Origin of the sequence: Occallatibacter savannae, assembly GCF_003131205.1 — a bacterium.
Classification (GTDB): Bacteria; Acidobacteriota; Terriglobia; order Terriglobales; family Acidobacteriaceae; genus Telmatobacter; species Telmatobacter savannae.
In genome coordinates, this window is record NZ_QFFY01000001.1 from 565,225 (window position 1) to 586,401 (window position 21,177).

Annotated in this window: 18 protein-coding genes; 12 read left to right on the forward strand and 6 right to left on the reverse strand. The window is 60.7% G+C overall.

Annotation, left to right across the window (positions count from 1 at the left end; genetic code table 11):
• Positions 1-5 precede the first annotated feature (5 nt).
• The gene (gene hypF / locus DHV10_RS02540) at positions 6-2,339 is read right to left on the reverse strand and encodes a carbamoyltransferase HypF (protein WP_204101298.1); all 2,334 of its coding nucleotides are present in this window, start codon (positions 2,337-2,339) and stop codon (positions 6-8) included.
• Between the two features lie 217 nt (positions 2,340-2,556).
• Between hypF and DHV10_RS02545 the strand changes: the two genes are divergently transcribed.
• The 9 genes from DHV10_RS02545 (at position 2,557) to DHV10_RS02585 (ending at position 10,518) form a co-directional block, all read left to right on the forward strand.
• Positions 2,557-3,252 carry a lipid-binding SYLF domain-containing protein gene (locus DHV10_RS02545; protein WP_109484736.1) on the forward strand — a complete coding sequence of 232 codons (696 nt, stop codon included), beginning with the start codon at positions 2,557-2,559 and terminating at the stop codon, positions 3,250-3,252.
• A 243-nt stretch (positions 3,253-3,495) separates the two neighbouring features.
• Positions 3,496-4,146, forward strand: a complete 651-nt coding sequence (locus tag DHV10_RS02550; protein WP_109484737.1) for a hypothetical protein — start codon at positions 3,496-3,498, stop codon at positions 4,144-4,146.
• A 98-nt stretch (positions 4,147-4,244) separates the two neighbouring features.
• Positions 4,245-5,012, forward strand: coding sequence for a hypothetical protein (locus DHV10_RS02555; protein ID WP_109484738.1), 768 nt, complete (start codon positions 4,245-4,247; stop codon positions 5,010-5,012).
• Between the two features lie 187 nt (positions 5,013-5,199).
• Positions 5,200-5,697: an NAD(P)H-dependent oxidoreductase subunit E gene (locus DHV10_RS02560; protein ID WP_204101299.1), complete on the forward strand. Its 498-nt coding sequence runs from the start codon at positions 5,200-5,202 to the stop codon at positions 5,695-5,697.
• The gene (locus tag DHV10_RS02565) at positions 5,694-7,355 is read left to right on the forward strand and encodes a NuoF family protein (protein ID WP_109484739.1); all 1,662 of its coding nucleotides are present in this window, start codon (positions 5,694-5,696) and stop codon (positions 7,353-7,355) included. The genes DHV10_RS02560 and DHV10_RS02565 overlap by 4 nt, the downstream gene beginning before the upstream one ends.
• On the forward strand, positions 7,352-8,068 hold the full coding sequence (gene hoxU / locus DHV10_RS02570; protein WP_109484740.1) for a bidirectional hydrogenase complex protein HoxU: 717 nt from the start codon (positions 7,352-7,354) through the stop codon (positions 8,066-8,068). Before DHV10_RS02565 ends, hoxU begins: the two co-directional genes overlap by 4 nt.
• Complete coding sequence (locus tag DHV10_RS02575) at positions 8,065-8,601, forward strand: NADH-quinone oxidoreductase subunit B family protein (RefSeq protein ID WP_109484741.1); 537 nt, start codon at positions 8,065-8,067, stop codon at positions 8,599-8,601. Before hoxU ends, DHV10_RS02575 begins: the two co-directional genes overlap by 4 nt.
• Before the next feature lie 2 nt (positions 8,602-8,603).
• Entirely contained in the window at positions 8,604-10,025 is a 1,422-nt protein-coding gene (locus DHV10_RS02580) for a Ni/Fe hydrogenase subunit alpha (RefSeq protein ID WP_109484742.1), read from the forward strand.
• Between the two features lie 13 nt (positions 10,026-10,038).
• The gene (locus tag DHV10_RS02585) at positions 10,039-10,518 is read left to right on the forward strand and encodes a hydrogenase maturation protease (RefSeq protein WP_162601135.1); all 480 of its coding nucleotides are present in this window, start codon (positions 10,039-10,041) and stop codon (positions 10,516-10,518) included.
• Here the strand turns inward: DHV10_RS02585 and DHV10_RS02590 are convergent.
• Positions 10,515-11,924, reverse strand: coding sequence for an alpha-L-fucosidase (locus DHV10_RS02590; RefSeq protein WP_109484744.1), 1,410 nt, complete (start codon positions 11,922-11,924; stop codon positions 10,515-10,517). The genes DHV10_RS02585 and DHV10_RS02590 overlap by 4 nt on opposite strands.
• A 188-nt stretch (positions 11,925-12,112) precedes the next feature.
• Here DHV10_RS02590 and DHV10_RS02595 point away from each other — a divergent pair, with 188 nt between their 5' ends.
• Positions 12,113-12,517, forward strand: a complete 405-nt coding sequence (locus DHV10_RS02595) for a hypothetical protein (protein ID WP_204101300.1) — start codon at positions 12,113-12,115, stop codon at positions 12,515-12,517.
• 71 nt (positions 12,518-12,588) lie between these two features.
• Positions 12,589-13,242: an MOSC domain-containing protein gene (locus tag DHV10_RS02600; protein ID WP_109484745.1), complete on the forward strand. Its 654-nt coding sequence runs from the start codon at positions 12,589-12,591 to the stop codon at positions 13,240-13,242.
• A 67-nt stretch (positions 13,243-13,309) separates the two neighbouring features.
• On the opposite strand, the gene DHV10_RS02605 is transcribed toward DHV10_RS02600, so the two are convergent.
• The 3 genes from DHV10_RS02605 to DHV10_RS02615 all read right to left on the reverse strand — a co-directional run bounded on the left by DHV10_RS02605 (position 13,310) and on the right by DHV10_RS02615 (position 19,384).
• Positions 13,310-14,326 carry a dihydroorotate dehydrogenase-like protein gene (locus tag DHV10_RS02605; RefSeq protein ID WP_109484746.1) on the reverse strand — a complete coding sequence of 339 codons (1,017 nt, stop codon included), beginning with the start codon at positions 14,324-14,326 and terminating at the stop codon, positions 13,310-13,312.
• On the reverse strand, positions 14,323-17,949 hold the full coding sequence (gene nifJ / locus DHV10_RS02610; RefSeq protein WP_109484747.1) for a pyruvate:ferredoxin (flavodoxin) oxidoreductase: 3,627 nt from the start codon (positions 17,947-17,949) through the stop codon (positions 14,323-14,325). Before nifJ ends, DHV10_RS02605 begins: the two co-directional genes overlap by 4 nt.
• A gap of 550 nt (positions 17,950-18,499) precedes the next feature.
• Positions 18,500-19,384 carry a 5'-3' exonuclease gene (locus DHV10_RS02615; protein WP_109484748.1) on the reverse strand — a complete coding sequence of 295 codons (885 nt, stop codon included), beginning with the start codon at positions 19,382-19,384 and terminating at the stop codon, positions 18,500-18,502.
• A 116-nt stretch (positions 19,385-19,500) separates the two neighbouring features.
• Between DHV10_RS02615 and DHV10_RS02620 the strand changes: the two genes are divergently transcribed.
• Positions 19,501-20,475 (forward strand): oxygenase MpaB family protein, encoded by a 975-nt coding sequence (locus DHV10_RS02620; protein ID WP_109484749.1) that lies wholly within the window; start codon positions 19,501-19,503, stop codon positions 20,473-20,475.
• 14 nt (positions 20,476-20,489) lie between these two features.
• On the opposite strand, the gene DHV10_RS02625 is transcribed toward DHV10_RS02620, so the two are convergent.
• Complete coding sequence (locus tag DHV10_RS02625) at positions 20,490-21,170, reverse strand: class I SAM-dependent methyltransferase (RefSeq protein WP_109484750.1); 681 nt, start codon at positions 21,168-21,170, stop codon at positions 20,490-20,492.
• Positions 21,171-21,177: the final 7 nt, after the last annotated feature.

A 21,177-nucleotide genomic window follows, 5' to 3' on the forward strand; every position in this document is an offset into this window, starting at 1 on the left:
CGATTTCAGCGAGTGGATTCTTTCTCCAGAATCGCGGCTGCCACCGCGGCTTGTCCATAACTAAGTCCGCCGTCTCCGGGGCTCACTTCGCGATGCTGGAGAACCCTGAAACCCTCTTTCTCAAGACCGAAGCGCAGGAGTCGAGCAAGACGGCGGTTGTGCAAGCATCCGCCCGATAGCGCCACGAGCCCAACGCCGCATTGCTTGCGGGCCGCAACTGCGGCGCGAATCAATCCCTCCGCGACTCCCGCATGGAATCGCGCCGAGATCAACGCTGGCGGCGCTCCAGCGCGAAGATCCTGAACCAGCGTGCGCCAGAGTTCCGCAGTTCTCAGCACGTGTGAAACTCCTGTGTCGGTGAGGTTCAGTACATATTCTTTTTGCGGCAGGATGTCTGGTTCCCCGATCGCGATCCCCTCCAATTCGATCGCCGCCTGCGCATCATAGTCCACCTCGCGGCGTCCCAGAATGATTGCAGCCGCCGCATCGAACAGCCGTCCCAGACTCGATGTGAGTGGCGCATTGATTCCTCGCTCCATCATGCGCGCCACAACCCGCACCTCTTGATCGGTAGCGCCGGTAAGCTCTTTTGCTTCCCGTTCGGAGAATCCGGCAGCGAGCAGATGCGCGAACGCCATGCGCCACGGCTCCCGCACCGCCGCATCACCGCCCGGCATCCCAACGTACTCGAGATGTGAAAATCTTTCAAAGCCCTCGAGAGTGCAGATCAGCACCTCGCCGCCCCAGATGTTTCCGTCGGTGCCATACCCGGTGCCATCGAGAGAAAGGCCGATCACCGGGCCGATCAGCCCATGCTCAGCCATGCATGCAGCGATGTGCGCGTGATGGTGCTGCACCGCGACGAGACGAAGCCCTCGCTCCTTCGCATAGCGCTTCCCCCAGTTCGTTGAGAGATACGCCGGATGCAAGTCGTGCACCACTGTCTGCGGCTCGATCTCGAATGTATGCGACAGATGCGAAAGCGAGTGCTCGAAAAACTCCAGCCCGGTGACGTTTTCCAAGTCCCCAAGATGCTGACTCTGGTAGGCAAACTTGCCTAGCGCCAGCGCAAACACATTCTTCAGATGGCCGCCAACGGCCAGCAGCGGCGGAGCCTCCATCGGCAGCGGAATTCGTAGCGGCACATAGCCCCTTGCACGTCGGATGAGCTGCGGTGCGCCGTCGACAGTAGCCGCGACCGAATCATCACAGCGCTGCAATATCTCGCGATTGTGCATCAGAAGGGCATCGGCGATCTTTCCAAGCCGTGTGCGCGCTTCCTCGTTTTCAATAGCTATCGGCTCTTCGCTGAGGTTCGCGGACGTCATCACCAGCGCCTTCACGCGAGCGTCAGCGAAAAGCAGATGCTGCAACGGAGCATACGGGAGATACACGCCCAGCCAGGGAATACCCGGCGCCACTGACGGAGCGATGCCGTTTCCCGCCTTCGTCTCCACCAGCACAATTGGACGCGCCGGCGTCTTCAGTAGCGCTTCCTCTTCCGCCGTCAACTCGCACATCGCCCGCACCGCTTCGAGGTCGCGCACCATCACTGCCAGCGGCTTGCCATAGCGGTGCTTCCGGTCGCGCAGCCGCTTCACCGCATCCTCATTGGTCGCATCCACCGCGAGATGAAATCCACCGATCCCCTTGATCGCAACGATCTCGCCGCCGAGCAACCGCTCGATCGTCTCCGCAACGGGGTCATCACTCTCGATTGACTCGCCTTCCGCAGTCTCCAGCCAGACGCTAGGTCCGCATCTCCAGCAGGCGTTCGGTTGCGCGTGAAAGCGCCGATTCAGAGGATCGTCATACTCGGCCTGGCACTCCGCGCACATCGGGAACACTGCCATCGACGTCTGCGGCCGGTCGTAGGGAATGCGGCGCGTAATCGTGAATCGCGGTCCGCAATTCGTGCAGTTCAGAAATGGGTACCGGTAACGTCGGTCTGCCGGATCGAGAAGCTCGCGAAGACAGTCAGCACACGTCGCCGCATCGGCTGGTATTCCCGTGCTTACCCGCCCGTGCACTTCGCTGGCAACGATTCGGAAGCTCGTCTCGTGTTTGCACGGGAGATCTTCCGCAACAACCGCATCCACTCGAGCCAGAGCGGGCTTCTCCGCAACGAGCCGGCTCAGGAAGGCCTCCAGCCGCGAACCCTCGCCTTCGACTTCGATTACAACTCCATCAGTGTCATTGCCGATGAATCCAGCCAGCTGCTCCTCGCTCGCCAGCCGATACACAAATGGACGGAACCCCACTCCCTGCACCACTCCTCGCACCCTGACGCTCTTGCGAACAGTGATTGGCCGCGGGCTGGACGTGGTCGATGACGTCAAGTTTTTCGCGCCTCAGGTCCAGCATAGCGTAAGCACAAATTGAATCCCTACATAAACTTCGGCCCGGGGGCAACCAAAGCTTCCCCACCGTGATTCCAATGAATCGTGCGGGGAGGTGGGTACGCGTCAAGCCTCGTCTCCCGCAAGACGAACCAAGAATTCGAATACTTAGAACTTCCCCCCATTTCCCTGGTAGGTAACGCGAAAGGTGGACCTTATGAAAAAGATTATGTTGGCACTCGCAATGGCGAGCCTGGCGACGATCAGCTGGGCAGACGACACCAAGCAGAGCGATACAGAGCGGCTCGACAAAGCGGCGGAGGTGCTTCATCAGGTGATGAACACTCCTGACAAGGGCATTCCCTCCGAGGTGCTGGATCACGCAAAGTGCGTGGCCGTGGTTCCTCACATGATTAAAGGTGGATTTGTTTTCGGCGCTGAAGGCGGAAAGGGCGTCGCCACCTGCCGCACCAGCAATGGATGGAGCGCTCCGGCGTTCTTTGCAGTGACCGGCGGAAGCTGGGGCCTGCAGATCGGCGTTGAAGGCATTGATCTCGTCATGGTCTTCCAGAACGAGGAAGGCATGAAGCACCTCCTCCAGAGCAAGTTCAAGATCGGCGCGGATGCCTCCGCAGCTGCCGGCCCGGTTGGCCGTCACGCCTCTGCGAACACCGACTGGAAGATGAACGCTGAAGTCCTCACCTACTCCCGCGCCAAGGGCGCATTCGCCGGCCTCACGCTCAACGGTGCTGACGTCCGCCCCGACGAGGATGCAATGCGCGCGATGTACGGCGGCGACGTAACCTATCGCTCCGTGCTGACGGGCTCTGTGCCTCCCCCTCCTGCGGCTCACACGTTTCTCGCGGCAGTTCGCGGGTCCAAGGCTGAAGCCGCTGAAGTGACCAACAAGTAACGACTGTGTTGCGAAAGACGACGAGCACCCGGGCCCTGTCCGGGTGCTCGTTGCTTTTGGCAGCCGCTCGATACGCCTGGAGACTCTATGCTTGCAGTCACGTCCAAACATTAACGTCTGCGATCATTGATGTAGATTCGAGTGTCCGCGCAAATGGTTCCTAGTCGCCGAAGCCGCCTGGCCCTTCCTGTAGCCCTGCTCCTTTCATTCAGTGCGCTTCCTCTCAATGCTCAAAGTCCAGACTTGCCTGCCGTCGTTCACGGCGTCGACAACTCTGTTAAAGACCGTCTCGATCGGCTCGCTTCCTACACCGTTACCGAACATTACGCAGTATTTCGCGGGCGCGACACTTCCAAACCCGCAGCCGAAATGCTCGTTAAAACCACCTACCGCAAGGAAACCGGCAAGAGCTACCAGATTCTCGCGCAGAGCGGGTCGGCCCTGTGGCGCAACCAGGTCCTCAAGACGCTGCTTGAAAACGAGCAGCGCATGAGCCAGCCCGGCAACGTCGAAACCGCGCTCATCAACAGCTCCAACTACGAGATGAAGCTGGACAAGAATGCCGTACAGACCCTGAACGGCCGCCAGTGTCTACTCCTCGACATCACGCCCCGGCGCAAAAGCGAATACCTGTTTAACGGGCTTCTGTGGGTCGATGCGCGCGACTACGCCATCGTTCAGCTCAAGGGCACAGCAGCCAAGAGCGCCGTCTTCATTGCAAACGCCGCCGAAGTCACCCGGCAGTATGCCGAAGTGAACGACGTGCCGATGGCCACGCACGCCGAAGCCGTATCGGGCAGTTCCCTCCTCGGGCAGACAGTCGTAAAGGTTGACTACAGCGATTATCAGATGCAGCTCCTCCCCGCCCCCGTGAAGACTGCCGTAAGCCGCTGAAGAGCCCCAGCGTTGCCGCCATCATCCATTTCGATTCGCTGCAATCCGTGACGAATGACCGCGCAGCCTAAGCCGGGCCTGCCTTATACTGAGCCTCTGTGACTCTGCTGCCGGGCGACTGGAAACTCGACGCCGCTCTCGGCTCGTGCCTCGTGCTCGGGCTGCGGCACGGGTTCGACTACGACCATCTAGCCGCCATCTCCGACATCACCGCCGTCCAGCGCAACTGGAAAAGCGGCCTGCGCCTGGGTATGACCTACGCCCTTGGCCACGCTGCCACCGTGGTTGCCCTCGGCGTCGCCGTACTCCAGTTGCATATGGGATTGCCCGAAGGCCTCGACCACTGGACCGAGCGGCTCATCGGACTCACCCTCATCGTTCTCGGCATCGGCGTGGTCGCCGGAATCATGCGCAAAGATGCGCACGGCCATGGCCACAGCCGCATCGAGAGCCGCCTCGCCATCGCAATCAACGGAGTACTCTGGCTTGCATGGCGCGTGCGCCGCATCTGGAATCCCGCAGTTCCCAAGCCCGACCGCTTCCAGTGGATGTACAACGGCAGATCCGTCTTCCTCATCGGCGTGCTCCACGGCGTCGGAGCTGAAACCCCGAGCCAGCTCGCCCTCTTCTTCCTCACCGCGAACCTCGGTGGCACCTCGCGCGGCATGCTTGGTCTGGCTGCTTTCGCCCTCGGCCTCGTATTCATGAACGCAATGATGACCGCATCCATCGGCGGCGCCTTCAACGCGGGCGGACATCATCCGCGCTTCTACCAAGTGATTGCGTGGACCGGAGCAGTCTATAGCTGCGGCATCGGACTCATCTTCCTGCTCGGCATCTCCGACCGGCTCCCAGCACTGAGCTGAATTTCGCCAACCTCTTCTAAATCCCTGATTCGGAAATCATTCCTCCAGGCCTTTCCTGCAGAATCAACTAGCCACTGACGCTCGTGACCGTGGTCACGGCTACTTGTGTGCGCGCGGGAGTAAAACAGGGCCAGACAGAGAGCGGAGCGTAATGTAAGTACTTCGTACTCAGCTGTCTGGAGGGATTGTGGCTGCATTCACACCACCGCCGCTGCCGAGCGACGACAAACGCTGGAAGATCGTGGCCGGCACCATGCGTAAGAACGGCTTCGCCCGCCATGCACTCATCGAGACCCTGCACACCGTTCAGTCCTCATTTGGCTATCTCGATGACGACGCAATCCGCTTCGTCGCCAAGTCTCTGCGCGTCCCGCTGAGCCAGGCATATGGAGTGGTCACCTTTTACCACTACTTCAGTCTCAAGCCGCCCGGCAAGCACACCATGACGCTCTGCGCCGGAACCGCCTGCTACATCAAGGGCACCGACAAGCTCATCGCGTCCGCCGAGAAGCACCTCACGTTGAAAGCGGGTCAGACGACAAAAGACGGTCAAATCAGCCTGATGACGGCCCGCTGCGTGGGCGCCTGCAGTCGCGCACCGGTCATGATCTGCGATGGCGAAGTCGCCGGCGAAGTCACAGACGAGCAGATGATCGCTCAGTTGGAAAGGTGGGCGGTTGAATGACGATCGAAGAACTGGAACAGATAGCCAAAACCGTTCAGCTTGAAAACTCCCGGTACGACTATGAAGTCAATGTCTGTATGGATCTTGCCTGCGCCAGCCAGGGAGCGGGCCTGCTGCGCGACGCGCTCTCCAGGTTGGCTGAAGCTTCCGGCAAGAAGGTTCTGATTCGCAAAACCGGCTGCATGGGCCCCTGCTCCTCCGGTCCCCTTGTACGCGTTGATCCCGACGACACGCTCTATGCAAAGGTGAAAGAAACAAACGCAGAGGCCATCATCAACAGTCTCGGCGAAAAGCCCGTTGCCGAACTACAGTGCGATCTCAACGAACACTTCGACAAGCAGGTGCGCGTCGTCCTCGAGAATGCCGGCCACATCGACCCCGAAAAGATCGACGACTACATCTCTCGTGACGGCTACAAGGCGCTGCTGACGGCGCTCACCGAAATGACTCCGAATGGTGTCGTCCACCGCATCACCGAGAGCGGCCTGCGCGGCCGCGGTGGCGGCGGATACCCAACCGGCCTCAAGTGGGGCACGGTTGCCAAAGCATCCGGCGACGTAAAGTACGTGGTCTGCAACGGCGACGAAGGCGACCCCGGCGCATTCATGGACCGCAGCGTCATGGAAGGCGATCCGCACCGTGTCATCGAAGGAATGGCGATCGCCGCATACGCGGTCGGCGCAAGCAAGGGATTTATCTACGTCCGCGCCGAGTATCCTGTCGCCGTCGCCCGCCTGACCACCGCCTTGCGCGAAGCACGCCGTCGCGGCCTGCTCGGCAGCGGAATCTGTAACACCACCTTCAACTTCGATATCGAGATCCGTCTCGGAGCCGGCGCCTTCGTCTGCGGCGAAGAGACTGCCTTGCTCGCGTCCATCGAAGGCCGCCGCGGTACACCCAAGCCGCGACCGCCCTACCCTGCAGTCAGCGGATTGTGGGGCAAGCCAACGCTCATCAATAACGTCGAGACCTACGCCAACATCGCGCCCATCGTTCGCAACGGCGGCAAGTGGTTCTTCAACATGGGCTCCGAGCGCTCCAAGGGCACAAAGGTCTTCGCCCTCACCGGCCGCATCAAGAACACCGGCCTCATCGAAGTCCCGCTCGGCATCAAGCTGTGGGAGATCATCGACGTCATCGGCGGTGGCGTACCCGGCGGACACAAGCTCAAAGCTATCCAAACCGGCGGGCCCTCAGGCGGCTGTATCCCGGCCGACATGATGAGCCTCGGCGTCAGCTACGACGCGCTCATGGCGGCGGGCTCCATCATGGGCTCCGGCGGCATGATCGTCATGGACGACACCTCCTGCATGGTCAACGTCGCCCGCTTCTTCGTCGAGTTCTGCATGACGGAGTCCTGCGGCAAATGTATTCCGTGCCGCGCCGGAACAGCGCAGATGTACACGCTCCTCACGCGCATCTGCGATGGCACCGGCACTATGGACGACCTCGAACTGCTCATCGAACTCTGCGACACCGTAAGGGAGACAAGCCTTTGCGGCCTTGGCCAGACCGCACCAAACCCGGTCCTGAGCACGCTGAAATACTTCAAGAACGAATACCTCGAACACATAATGCACAAGCGCTGCCCGGCAGGCGTCTGCAGCATGGCCGGCGCACCAGCCGCTCAAACAGCGGCCGCGGAGGTGTTGGCATGACAGAGGCGCCCTTTGACGTAAAAACACTCGAAATCGACGGTCGCGAGTTAAGCGCCCGGCGCGGCCAGACGATCCTTGAAGTCGCGCGCGAGAACGATATCAACATTCCTACCCTGTGCAATATGGAAGGGCTCAGCAACGTTGGCGCCTGCCGTCTGTGCCTCGTAGAAATCAAAGGCAGCAACAAGCTCCTGCCCGCCTGTGTCGCTACTGTCTCCGAGGGCATGGTCGTCAGCACCAACACCGAGCGCCTGCAGAAGCATCGCCGCAACATCCTCGAGCTTCTTTTCGCCGAGCGCAATCACGTCTGCTCCGTCTGCGTCTCCAACGGGCACTGCGAATTGCAATCCATGGCCCAGGACCAGGGCCTCACCCATGTCCGCATGCCCTACCGCAATCCACATCTGCCGGTTGACGCCTCTCACGAACGCTTCACCGTCGACCACAACCGCTGCATCCTCTGCACACGCTGCGTCCGCGTTTGCGGCGAGATCGAAGGCGCGCATGTGTGGGACGTGATGGGCCGCGGCATCGACTCCATGGTCATCACCGACCTGCACGAGGACTGGGGTAAATCAACCTGCACACGCTGCGGCAAATGCGTCCAGGTATGCCCCACCGGAGCGCTCTTCGACAAAAGCAAGATTGGCTCCGATCATCCCAAGTACCCCGACTTCCTGCCGTATCTGAACCTGATGAGGGAGGCGCGATGAGCAGCAAACTCAAACTCGCAACCGCCTGGCTCGATGGCTGCTCCGGTTGCCACATGTCCTTTCTCGATATGGACGAGCGTCTCCTGGAACTCGCCGAACTCGTCGACGTGGTCTACAGCCCCGTCGTCGACACCAAGGACTTCCCGGACAATGTCGACATTGCTCTCGTCGAGGGAGCCGTCGCATCCGTCGACGACGAAAAGAAGATCCGCAAGATTCGCGCCCACTCCCGGATGCTCATCGCCATGGGCGACTGCGCGATCACCGGGAACGTGCCATCCATGCGCAACCCCATCGGCCCCGACGCCATCCTCGACCGCGCCTACTTCGAAAACGCCACGATCCAGCCTCAGATCCCCTGCGTGGTCGTCCCCAAGCTTCTCAAGACCGTCAAGCCGATCCACGAATTCGTAAAGGTCGACGTATTCCTCCCCGGCTGCCCGCCCTCCGCCGACACCTTTCACACAGCGCTCACCGCGCTCATCACTGGCGAGCCGCTCGACATCCCTGCGCTCACCCGCTTCGGAGCCTGATCATGACCCAGACCATCACGATTGATCCCGTAACCCGGCTCGAAGGACACGGCAAGATCACCATCCAGCTGAACGCCGAGGGCGAAGTCGCAGACGCGCACTTCCACGTAACGCAGGTTCGCGGCTTCGAGAAGTTCTCCGAGGGCCGGCCCTTCTACGAGATGCCGGCCCTCACCGCCCGCATTTGCGGCATCTGCCCCGTCTCGCACCTCCTCGCCTCAGCCAAGGCCTGCGAAGCCATCATGTCTGTGCGCATTCCCCACACCGCCGCCCAGCTCCGCCGCATGCTGAACCTCGCGCAGATGGTCCAGTCGCATGCGCTCAGCTTCTTCCATCTCTCATCTCCCGACCTGCTCCTCGGCATGGAATCCGACCCCGCCCAACGCCATATCTTCGGCGTAGCAGCCGCCCGGCCCGATCTCGGCCGCGCCGGCATCGCCCTACGCCGATTCGGCCAGCACATCATCGAGCTGCTCGGCACTAAGCGCATCCACACCGGCTGGGTCATCCCCGGCGGAGTCGCCGAACCGCTCAGTGCAGCTAAGCGCGACGAGATGCTCGCCATGATGCCCGAGGCCTACGCCAACATCGGCCTCGCCCTCGCCGCCTACAAGCAGATCGCCGACAAGTTCCAGCAAGAGATCTCCGTCTTCGCCAACTTCCCCACGAACTACCTCGGGCTGGTCAACGAGGACGACTCCATCGAGTTCACCGACGGCGCACTGCGTCTGATCGACACAAAAGGCAATCTGATCGAAGACGGCATCACAGCCCAGCGCTTCCCGGAAGTCATTGGCGAAGCCGTCGAACCGTATAGCTACACCAAGTTCGTCTACTACAAGCCGCTCGGCTATCCCGAGGGCAGCTATCGTGTCGGCCCTCTCGCCCGCCTCAACATCGTCAAGAAGATGGGAACTCCGAAAGCCGATCAGGAACTCGCTGAGTTCAAGCAGATCGCAGCCGGCCCCGTCGAAAGCTCCTTCTTCTACCATCACGCGCGCCTTGTCGAAGTGATGTACGGCATCGAGAAGATCGAGCAGATCCTCGCTGATCCCCTCATCCTCGACAAACACGTTCGCGCCACCGCCGGCGTCAACCGCCTCGACGGCGCAGGCCAGATCGAAGCACCGCGCGGCACGCTGAACCACCACTACAGGGTTGACGACAACGGGAAGATCACCTGGGCCAACCTCGTCGTCGCCACCGGACACAACAACAACGCCATGAACCGCGGCGTCCTCCAGGCCGCGAAATGCTACGTCAGGGACGGCAAATTCACCGAAGGCGCGCTGAATCGCGTCGAGGCAGTCATTCGCACCTTCGACCCCTGCCTCAGCTGCTCCACCCACGCCTACGGCCAGATGCCGCTCCAGATGACATTGCTCTCCGCTGACGGCGAAGTTGTCGATCGACTCGTACGCTGATTACGATCGCCGTATGACTTCTGCGGCCCGCTGTCTCATCCTCGCCTGCGGCAACACGCTCCGCTCGGACGACGGCATCGGGCCGCTCCTTGCCTCCTGGGCCGAAGACCGCTGGCGCAATGATTCGCGCGTTCGCATCCTCTGCGATCACCAGTGGACACCTGAGTTGGCCGAAGAGGTCGCCGCAGCCGAAACGGTCCTCTTCATCGACTGCTCCCTCGAGCAAGGCCCCGGCGAGATCCTGTTGCGCGACCTCAGCCCTGCCTCATTGAAGCCCGGCCTCGTCACCCACCACATCGGCGCCGCCGAACTCCTTAGCCTGGCGCAGGACCTCTACGGAAAGCGCCCTCGCACCGCCCAACTCCTCACCATCGGGCCCGATAGCATTGAACTGGGCGAAGGTCTCAGTGAACCGGTCAAGCAGGCGCTCGCCGTAGCTCAGCGGATGCTCATAACTACAGTGCAATGCCTGCTCAATCAGCAGCCAGATTAACGCGCAAATCCCGCGAGCTTGACGACGAAGGCATAATCTCCCGGCAGTTTGTCCGGCAGACCTATTGCGAAGTTCTTTCCTACATGCTCAACTTGGAGCTTTGAACCACCGAGCACGGTAGCCTCAGTGAGCGAGTGCCCCTCAGATTCAAACGACAGCGTCTTTCCTTTCGGTTTGCCCAGAACGATAACGTACACATCATTGCCCTTCTTCGTGAACCTCAGATCATCGCCCTGAACCGACTTCGCCTCCGCCTTCGTCCAAGCCGTCGTATCGTAGATCGCCTCGCCGTTCTGCTTCAGCCAGGCACCAAGCGCCTTGAGCCGGTCCATCTGGATCGGCGGGATCGTCCCATCCGCCTCCGGTCCCACATCCAGCAGCAGGTTGCCGTTCTTGCTCACGATATCGACCAGCAGCGCAATCAGCTCTCCCGGCGCAATCGTCTCCTTCTCGCCCTCAGCGCGGTTGTACCCAAACGACCGCCCCAGCCCGCGGCACTCCTCCCACTTCTTTTCCACGATCTGGTCTTTCTTCTCGTACTCCGGCGAAGTGAAGTCCGAGTGTTTGATGCCGAACCGGTCGTCGATCACCCCATCGGGAATCGCGTTGTAGTAGTCCGCCTCCACCTGCAACGCGTTGCCTGTCTTGGGCCAGTCGATATCGTTCCAAAGAACCGCCGGCTTATACCGTGTGATGAGTTCATGAATCTGCGCGAACGCATAATCGCCGTACGCCTTCGACTCCGGCTTCACCGCCTGATAGTCCTTGTCCGTCTCGATCGGGCCCGTGTTGAATGTCCAGTCATAGCCGCCCGAGTAATAGAGCCCCATCTTCATGCCCTGCTTCTCAACTGCATTCGTCAGATCGCCGACAATGTCCCGCTCCGCATGCAGCTGGTTCGGCTTCAGGCTCGGCGTCGGATTCGGCGTCGTGCTCGGCCACAGCGTGAACCCCTCGTGATGTTTGCTCGTCAGAACCACATACCGCGCACCGGCCTCCTTGAACACCGCCGCCATCTTGTCCGCATTCCACTTCTTCGACTCGCGATTGAATGCCGGCGCGAAGTCGTAATAGCCCGCGTCTCCGAAGTGCTCCTTGTGGTACTGCGCCGTCGGCGACCCCGGAATCCGCAGCACGTTCAGATACCACTCCGCATACGGGTTGTACTTGATGTAGTCGGCAGACGAGAAATCATGATCCGGGTGGTTCACCGGCGCCCACCCCGGCACGGAGTAGAGCCCCCAGTGGATGAATATCCCCAGCTTCGCCCCGGCATACCACTGCGGCAGCGGATGGTGATCGAGCGATTCAAGCGTGGGCTCGTAGTGCGTTGGTGCCTGCGAGGGAGAAACAGTGCCCACGGTAAGGGCGGCAGCAAAGAGTGCAGCAATCGATTTCAGTCTCATTCGTAGCCTCAGTTGAGAGTCATACGAATCATACGGCAGCCATCCGCCCCCGCAGCTGGCGCCCCATTCATCCGCAGTCTCACCGCGGATCAGTGGGCAGAGGGTCGATAAATCCCAATCCAGCATCTAAAACCGATGTCAGCGGCGGCAGCTGCGAAACCCCGCCGTCAGAACCGGAGTCCGTCCACTTGCACCCAGAGATCCTTGACCAGCCACTCTCCCATCAATTCAGCACTCTCCTGCTGCTTGGTTTTGCCATTGCGTGTGTCTCATGGACCATCACGCACGAAGAGATCTTTCGCGAGCCCCGCGAATTCTGCAAAGATCGCAGCCAGAACTGCAGGCGACTCTACCAGCGAAAGTTCTTTTATCTGTTCACTTGCGAGTACTGCTTCAGCCATTACGTGACTGCGCTCTTTCTGCTCCTCACTCAGTTCCAGATGCTCTACACCGGATGGCGCGGATTCGTGATCTCGGAATTCGCCCTCGTCTGGGTCGCCAACATCTACATGAGTGCCTACAATCGCCTGCGCCTCGAGATCAAAGCCGAAAACCTCACCATCGCCGAGCAAACCAAGTCCGCTGGCCGCTAACGCGCTTCCTTCCCTGAAACGCCGTGTCGACACACCCGGCTCCTCGGCTACCATCGCTGTGAGGGCGCTCCATGAAGCTGATCTCCGTAAACTGCGGACTGCCACGCGAAGTCGACTGGCACGGACGTCCCGTCACGACCTCCATCTACAAGGAGCCAGTGGAAGGCCGAGTCGCACTCCGCAAACTGAACCTCGACGGCGACCGGCAATCGGACCTGACCGTACACGGCGGCGCATACAAAGCCGTCTACTGCTATCCCATCGCGCACTACGATCACTGGCGAGCGGAGCTGCCTGGCCACTCCTTGCCAACCGCGATCTTCGGAGAAAACTTCACGCTCGAAGGCCTCGACGAGTCCATACACATCGGAGATCGATTTGCCATCGGCTCCGCTGAGGTCGTCGTCACCCAGCCGCGCCTTCCCTGCTACAAACTCGGCATCCGGGTTGGAATGGACGACATGGTCAAGCGATTCCTTGCCAGCGGTCGCACCGGCTTTTACCTGGCAGTCACGCGCGAAGGCGAAGTCGGTGCCGGCGACGAAATCTTACCGCTCGGCCGCCAGCCTGACTCCATTCCCATTTCAGCCATCACCCGGCTCTACATCGCAAAGAGCTACGACGACGATGATCTCGCCTTGGTCAGCCTCGCGCTAAAGTTGGACGCACTTCCCGATAGCTGGAAGCAGTGGCTCGCTGAGAAGGCCCAGCGCGGCCACTCATGATCCAGAAACACCGAAGGCAACTGCAGAAATCAGCAGTCGCCCTCGGCTACCCAGGAAACTTTTCAGATCAGAACGCGGCCACCGTCTGGCGAAGGCTGTAGGAACTCAGCGTCTTGATATAGTTGCCGCGATCGAACGGCGAAACATCGGGCACCGACCGGCGGCTCAGGCACCCGCGGGTCTGTGCGAGTCCCGAGAACTCACGCTTCTCCAGCCAGTACTGCAGATCCGAGAGAACGCGGCCGATGTGATCGATGCCGTGGATGTGCAGAGCCGAGCACATCATCGCAACGCATCCGCCCGCCATAACACTCTTGATCACGTCTTCGGCTGAATGAACGCCGCCTGTGATCGCGATATCTGCATTCAGGTGCCCGAAGAGAATCGCCGCCCAGTGCAGTCGAGGCAACAATTCTGAGGGCGTGGAGAAGTGCAGAGTCGGCCGCACTTCCAGCCCTTCAATGTCGAAGTCCGGCTGGTAGAAGCGATTGAACAGTACAAGCCCGGCCGCTCCCGCATCTTCAAGCTTTGCAGCTAGATGCGGCAAACTCGTGAAGTTTTGCGACAACTTCACAGATACAGGTATGTCTACGGCGTCGCATACGCTCGTCACCAGTTCCAGAAGCTGCGACTCCAGTTCGACCGAAGTCTGGCTGCGATCGGTCGCCAGCGCGAAGGTATTGAGCTCAATCGCATCTGCGCCCGCCTGTTCCGACTCCTGCGCGAACCGGACCCATCCACCGGTTGTGACCCCATTCAGGCTCGCAAGGATCGGAATGTTGACGGCCTCTTTGCACCGCCGGACGTGGTCGAGATAGATCTCGTGCGACATCCGGTAGTCGTTCAGATCGGGCAGATACCCAAGCGATTCCGCGAACGACTCGGTGCCGCGCGAAAGGTCCTCGTCCAACGCGCGCGACTCGAGCGCGAGCTGTTCTTCAAACAGCGAGGTCAGCACGATCGCCGATGCGCCGGCATCTTCCATCCGGCGCACGTTCTCAATCGACTCCGACAGCGGAGTAGAAGAAACAACTATGGGTCCATTGAGTTTCAGTCCCAGGTACTTCGTCGATACATCGATCATTTCGATCCTCCGGCAGGCGGTGCTGCCAGTTTCTCCTCAGGCTTCTCTTCAGGCGCAATGTGGGGCGTCTCGCCGCGACCCGGCATCCCGGCACGCGCTGAGTAGACGCGCCACTGGCGCTCAACATCGTCCTGCGCTTCTTTCAAAAGTTGTGCCGCCAGCTCCGGATTGCTGCGCGCGAGCATCGTATACCGCGCTTCGCGATATGTGTAGTCCTTCAGCCGAATCGACGGCGCACGCGAATCAAGTTGGAACGGATTCTTGCCCTCATTCCGGAGCGCCGGGTTATAGCGCATCAGCGGCCAGTAGCCCGACTGCACCGCGAGCTTCTGCTGCTCTAGACCGTGGACGAGATCGTAGCCATGGGCGATGCAGCTTGCGTACGCGATGATGATCGACGGGCCCTCATGCGCTTCAGCCTCCTGGAAGGCCTTGATCACATGGCTGTCGTTGCCGCCCAGCGCAACCTGCGCCACGTAGACATAGCCGTAGCTCACCGCTTCCATGGCGAGGTCTTTCCGGCTCACCATCTTTCCGCTTGCTGCAAACTTCGCCACAGCACCGCGCGGAGTAGCCTTCGAAGACTGCCCGCCGGTGTTCGAATAGACCTCGGTATCCAGCACCAGCACGTTGACGTTCTTGCCCGAGCCGAGCACGTGGTCCAGTCCGCCGAAGCCGATGTCGAACGCCCATCCATCCCCGCCCAGGATCCACACACTCTTGCGGACCAAAGTATCGGCAATGGCCAGAAGGTTGCGCGCGTCCGACGAGTCGATCCCGGCAAGTTTCGCCTTCAGTACCCTCACGCGCTCCCGCTGCGCATCGATCTCGGGTTCTGTCTTCTGCTCGGCATGGACGATCTCCGCCGCAAACTCGGGCCCAATCGCCGAGGCCAGCCGTGTCACCAGCGTCTCCGCAAAATCCTTCTGCTGATCCAGCGCCGTTCGCATGCCAAAGCCAAACTCCGCGTTGTCCTCGAACAGCGAGTTCGCCCACGTCGGCCCGCGTCCCGCGCCATTCTGGCTATAGGGCGTCGTCGGCAGATTGCCGCCATAGATCGACGAGCAGCCTGTGGCATTGGCGACGTAGAGCCGGTCCCCGAAGAGCTGCGTGAGCAGCTTGATGTACGGGGTCTCACCGCAGCCCGCGCACGCACCAGAGAACTCAAACAGCGGCTGCAGCAGTTGCAGATCCTTTACCTGCGAGTGCGACAGCCTGGTGCGATCGACCTCGGGCAGATTCAGGAAATACTCCCAGTTCTCGCGCTCGGCCTCGCGAATCGGAGGCTGCGCCACCATATTGATAGCTTTGTGGCTGGCATCGCTCTTGCTCTTCACCGGGCACACATCCACGCATACAGCGCAGCCGGTGCAGTCTTCAGGAGCAACCTGCAGCGTATACCGCTCGTTCTCCATCCCCTTCCACTTCGGCTTCGCCCACTTGAAGGTCGCAGGAGCCTTGTCGCCGAGCTCAGGCGAGTACACCTTTGCACGAATCACCGCGTGAGGGCACACCATCACGCACTTGCCGCACTGGATGCATAGGTCCTTATCCCACTCCGGAACGAACTGCGCAATGTTCCGCTTCTCCCACTGCGCCGTGCCCGTCGGGAAGGTCCCGCCTGCCGGAATCGCGCTGACCGGAAGCTGATCGCCGCGCCCCGCTGCGATCTCGCCCAGCACGTTGCGCACAAACTCCGGTGCCGCGGGCGAAATCGACGGAATCAGATCGAATTCGGACGACGGTGCCCCCGGAAGCTCGATCTTGTGCAAATGCGCAAGTGCCGCATCCACCGCCGCGAAGTTCTTGTTGACCACCGCCTCACCGCGCTTGCCGTACGTCTTCTTGATCGCTTTCTTGATCTGCTCGATCGCTTCTTCGCGCGGAAGCACGCCGCTAATCGCGAAGAAGCAGGTCTGCATGATCGTGTTGATCCGCGTCCCCATCCCGGCCTCGCGCGCAACCGTGTAGCCGTCGATCACGTAGAACTCGATCTTCTTGCGAATCATCTCCTGCTGCGTCGACTTCGGCAGCTTGGCCCAAACCTCATCGGCCGAGTAAGGCGAGTTAAGCAGGAAGACCGCGCCTGGCATCGCAGCCTCAAGAACGTTCATCTTCTCGAGAAAGCTGAAGTTGTGGCATGCGATAAAGCTGGCCCGCGTAATCAGGTAGGTCGACCGGATCGGATTCGGCCCAAACCGCAGATGCGATGTCGTCATTGAACCCGACTTTTTCGAGTCATAGACGAAGTAGCCCTGCGCGTAGTTGTCCGTTTGATCTCCAATGATCTTGATGGAGTTCTTGTTCGCGCCGACCGTACCATCTGAACCCAGCCCATAGAAGAGCGCGCGAACGGTGTGCGGATCTTCGGTCGAGAAGTTCGGATCGTACGTGAGGCTCGTGTGCGAGATGTCGTCTTCAATACCGATCGTGAAGTGATTCTTTGGTGCCGTCTTCGTCAGTTCGTCGAAGATGCCCTTCACCATCGCCGGCGTGAATTCCTTCGACGACAACCCATACCGCCCGCCGATCACGGTCGGCATCGCCGCAAACGGGAGTTTGTCCGCATGCTCGGCCAGAACAGTCACGACATCCTGATACAGCGGCTCGCCTGCGGCACCCGGTTCCTTGCAGCGATCCAGCACCGCAATCGACTTCACCGTCGCCGGCAGCGCCGCGATAAATGCCGAAGCATCGAACGGCCGATACAGCCGAACCTTCAGCAATCCAATCTTTTCGCCCTGCTTTGTAAGCAGCTCAACCGCCTCTTCAGCAGCCTCCGCGCCCGAGCCCATCATGATGATCACGCGCTCGGCATCAGCAGCGCCGTAGTAGTCGAAGAGGTGATATGTGCGCCCAGTCTCGGCCGCAAAGCGGTTCATCACTGCCTGCACAATCCCCGGAACGGCAGCGTGGAAGGGGCTGCACGCCTCGCGTGCCTGGAAGAACACGTCGGGATTCTGCGCCGAACCGCGCAGCACCGGCCGATCCGGGCTCAGCGCGTTCTGACGGAACTGAATGATGTACTTGTCATCGAGCAGCGCCCGAATCGTCTCGTCGCCAATCGGATAGATCTTATCGACTTCATGCGAAGTCCGGAACCCGTCAAAGAAATGAATGAAAGGAATGCGGGATTCAAGCGTTGCGATCTGCGCCACTAGAGCCAGATCGTGCGCTTCCTGCACGGAGTTCGACGAGAGCATCGCCCACCCCGTCGACCGGCAGGCCATTACATCTGAGTGATCGCCAAAAATGGAGAGCGCATGAGTCGCAAGCGTCCGCGCCGTAACATGCATCGTCGCAGGCGTAAGCTCGCCCGCGATCTTGTACATGTTCGGGATCATCAACAGCAGGCCCTGCGAAGCAGTAAACGTCGTGCTGAATGCGCCCGCCTGCAGCGCTCCATGCAGCGCGCCTGCCGCACCGCCCTCGCTCTGCAGCTCTTCAACGATAGGCAGCGCGCCCCATATGTTCTTCTTCCCTTCCGACCGCCACTGATCGGCCCACTCCGCCATCGGCGACGAGGGAGTAATCGGGTAGATCGCGACAACTTCGGAGAGACGATAGGCAACGGAGGCCGCAGCCTCGTTCCCATCCAGGATGATCATCTGCTTATCACTCATTCGCTATGCCTCTTGCGTCGGAACCGCATTGGTTGTGCTCCGCGCGATTGTGAAAAGACTCGCCAATCCGCAGGCGTCCCAAGGGCATAAGAACTAGTTCATGGCTAACCACTTAGGTGGCGTCGCGAGGGAGCGATCCGCGGAAGAATAACCGCTATGAGGAGTCTCCGCTCTGGCCCGTTTAGGGGCTGTGATGCGAGACACAATGAGCCGCGTCGATACCATATTGTGAAAACAATTTCCGTTACGCGCGATGATCTGTCGACCGTGCTGTTCGCCAATGGCTCACCGAATCGACTGTGTCAAATCGGTACTCCCCAGCAACAACCCTCGGGTGCCCCATGTCTCCCGCCTCTGGAGACATGGGAAGCCAGGAAACCCACCGAAGAGAAGCTGTGCCTCGTTCATCACACAGTTTGCGATGAGCGGGCGTTTCCCTCACCCTTCGGGTGCCCCCGGGCCGGCCCAGAGCTTGTCGAAGGGTCCCTCGCACTTGCAGACCGGGGAGTAATCTCTTGACCCGATGTGCCCCACAACGGGATCGTTCAACTCAACCTCGCCGTCGCGCCTTCGACTTGTCCGAAGGCTTCTTCTCGATCTTCGCCTCATCCAGCAACCGCCCCACCGCATCGAATTCCGGCGTCGGACCCTTCCACTCAAGCTCATCCACCTTCTTGAACAGCGGAATGTCCGCCTTGAGCGTCGCCAGCGTCCTGAATAGCAGCGCCCTCTCGCGCTCCCGCTCCAGCGTATCGGCCAGCGTTGCCGCATTCGCCACATTCACATGCCAGTCGCCACAAGACGCCGGAATCCGCTCAATGTGCTCGAACTTCGCCAGCACCGTAGCACTCGACTTCGCGCCCCACCCCGGCAGCCCCGGATACCCATCAGCCGCATCGCCCATCAGCGCCAGGTAATCCGGAATCGACGCCGGCGGCACTCCAAACTTCGCAGTCACTCCAGCCTCATCCAGAATCGCGCCAGTCCGCCGGTTCAACTGCACCACGCGGCTTCCAGTCACCGCTTGCCCCAGATCCTTATCCGGCGTGCAGATCACCACCTGCTCCACACGCTTGTCCCTGGCCGCAAGCGCAGCTCCCGACGCCAGCGCATCGTCCGCTTCGTACTCCACCATCGGCCACACCACCAGCCCCGCAGCAGCAAGCACTTCCTCCAGAATCGGAAACTGCTCCAGCAGATCCGGCTCAACGCCCTCGCCGGTCTTGTACCCCGCCCAGAGATCGTTCCGGAACGACTCGACCACGTGATCCGTAGCCACCGCGATATGCGTCACCCCGTCACGCATCATCGCCAGCATTGACGCCAGCACTCCGCGCACCGCGCCGACTTCCCTGCCCTTGGCGTCCCGCGCCTTCGGCATGGCGAAATAGTGCCGGAACAACTCGTACGTGCCATCCACCAGATAGACTTTCAAGCAGACCTCTCCACGTCTGAACGTTATCGGAGCCGTCGCACCGCGATCAACACTGGAAACAGCTTGTCGCCTGTGCCGCGCATCTGCCGAAGTGAAGAGAGGGCTCGCAACTTCCGATGGAACAGCCCCACAGAGTCAACGCCGCCACCGAAGCGACCAGACCTGATCTGGAACGCCACATCGCCTCCGTTGCTGCCCTCGTGCAACGACCCATCGAAGGCATCTTCGGCTCCGACTCAGTCAGTTGGCGCATCAACCGCGAATCCGCCCTCTTCCTCGGTGCCGGACGTGCCGCGCTCCTGCAACTCGCTCATCCGTGGGTCGCCGCCGCGCTCGATCAGCACGCCTCCCTGCTCGCCAAGCCCATCGCGCGATTTCACAACACCTTCCGCGTCGTCTTCACGATGATCTTTGGCACTGCCGACCAGGCCTTCTCCTCCGCACGATCGCTCTATCAGATGCACACCCGGATCACAGGCGAGATACCCGACGCTGTTGCCGGTTACGAAAAGGGCTCCCGCTACGAGGCCCTCCACATCCCTGCGCTCAAATGGGTCTACGCCACTCTGATCGAAAGCGCCGTCATCGCCTACGAATGCGTGCTGCCGCCTCTGACCCCCGACGAGCTCGCACACTACTACGGCGAGTCGAAGATCCTCGCCGGCCTCTTCGGCCTCCCCCCGGCCGCCCTTCCCGAAACCTGGACCGACTTCAAAGCCTACATCGCCGACATGTTCGCCTCCGAGGCCCTCGGCGTCAGCGATCGCTCTCGCTACATGGCTAACCGCATCATGACGGGCTCCGGCTCGTGGATCCACATCCCGCTCTGGTATCAGTCCCTCACCGCCGAGTGGCTCCCACCGCGTTTCCGCGATGAGTTCCAACTACGCTTCGGACCCCACGAGCGGTCCTCGGCAACACGCGCGCACAGCTGGCTTCCGCGAGTCTATTCGAGACTTCCTGACGCTCTCCGCTATGTCGGCCCTTACCAGGAAGCGCACGACCGCCTCCGCGGGCGCGCCGCCAACTTCCTTGCACGTCGCAGCAACACCTTCTGGATCGGACAGCCGACGATGCCCTCCGCGAGATAAGTGCCCGTCCATTGCTACTGCGCTTCCCGCGTGATCTTGAGCAGAAGATTATGGCTCAGATTCAGCCGCCTCGGATAACCGAATCCGTGCAGGTGTCCCACACTTCGCGCCCGCATTCCATGCACCCGCGCCACCCCATCGACAGACTCAGGCGTGTGATCAGCAGCATTCAGTCCCCTGCCCATCAGAAAGCTGCGGTCGCTCTTCGGTCCAAGAATGTCCCCCGCCAGCACGCCTCCCGGCCTCAACCTCCGGCTGGCCATCTCGAATAGACGATGCAGCGTGTCATGATCGAAGTAGTAGAGAATCTGCGACAGCCACATAAAGTCAAACTGCTCGTCCCCAAGCTCCTCGTCCCCAAAGGATCGTGAATAGAACAGCCGCGGCTGCTTGCGCCACAGTCCCTGCCGCGATAGCTCGTCACACCCCGCTCGCAGCGCCGCTGGTTTCTGATCAACGCCGTAGTAGCTCGACGGAGGCAAATATCTGATAAACGCCACCCCGCCCTGCAGAGGACCGCACCCAATATCCAGCAGCGTGTCCGAAGGCTGCAGCCCCAGCTCCGTCACTGCGCGAAACTGATACTTCTGGAGTTCGTCCCAGCAACCCAGTGGGCCCACCAGCGCCTCCAGTCGATGCCGGTGCCGCATCCCCGGTATGTACGTGCGCAATCCGTAAAGCTGCCGCCGCAGCATCCTGAGT

Excerpts from the sequence above, each read along its gene's own strand:
- DHV10_RS02545 (WP_109484736.1), top strand. The coding sequence starts at position 2,557 with ATGAAAAAGATTATGTTGGCACTCGCAATGGCGAGCCTGGCGACGATC.
- DHV10_RS02565 (WP_109484739.1), top strand. The coding sequence starts at position 5,694 with ATGACGATCGAAGAACTGGAACAGATAGCCAAAACCGTTCAGCTTGAA.
- hoxU (WP_109484740.1), top strand. The coding sequence starts at position 7,352 with ATGACAGAGGCGCCCTTTGACGTAAAAACACTCGAAATCGACGGTCGC.
- DHV10_RS02575 (WP_109484741.1), top strand. The coding sequence starts at position 8,065 with ATGAGCAGCAAACTCAAACTCGCAACCGCCTGGCTCGATGGCTGCTCC.
- DHV10_RS02580 (WP_109484742.1), top strand. The coding sequence starts at position 8,604 with ATGACCCAGACCATCACGATTGATCCCGTAACCCGGCTCGAAGGACAC.
- DHV10_RS02585 (WP_162601135.1), top strand. The coding sequence starts at position 10,039 with ATGACTTCTGCGGCCCGCTGTCTCATCCTCGCCTGCGGCAACACGCTC.
- DHV10_RS02590 (WP_109484744.1), bottom strand. The coding sequence starts at position 11,924 with ATGAGACTGAAATCGATTGCTGCACTCTTTGCTGCCGCCCTTACCGTG.
- DHV10_RS02600 (WP_109484745.1), top strand. The coding sequence starts at position 12,589 with ATGAAGCTGATCTCCGTAAACTGCGGACTGCCACGCGAAGTCGACTGG.
- DHV10_RS02605 (WP_109484746.1), bottom strand. The coding sequence starts at position 14,326 with ATGATCGATGTATCGACGAAGTACCTGGGACTGAAACTCAATGGACCC.
- nifJ (WP_109484747.1), bottom strand. The coding sequence starts at position 17,949 with ATGAGTGATAAGCAGATGATCATCCTGGATGGGAACGAGGCTGCGGCC.
- DHV10_RS02620 (WP_109484749.1), top strand. The coding sequence starts at position 19,501 with ATGGAACAGCCCCACAGAGTCAACGCCGCCACCGAAGCGACCAGACCT.
- DHV10_RS02625 (WP_109484750.1), bottom strand. The coding sequence starts at position 21,170 with ATGCTGCGGCGGCAGCTTTACGGATTGCGCACGTACATACCGGGGATG.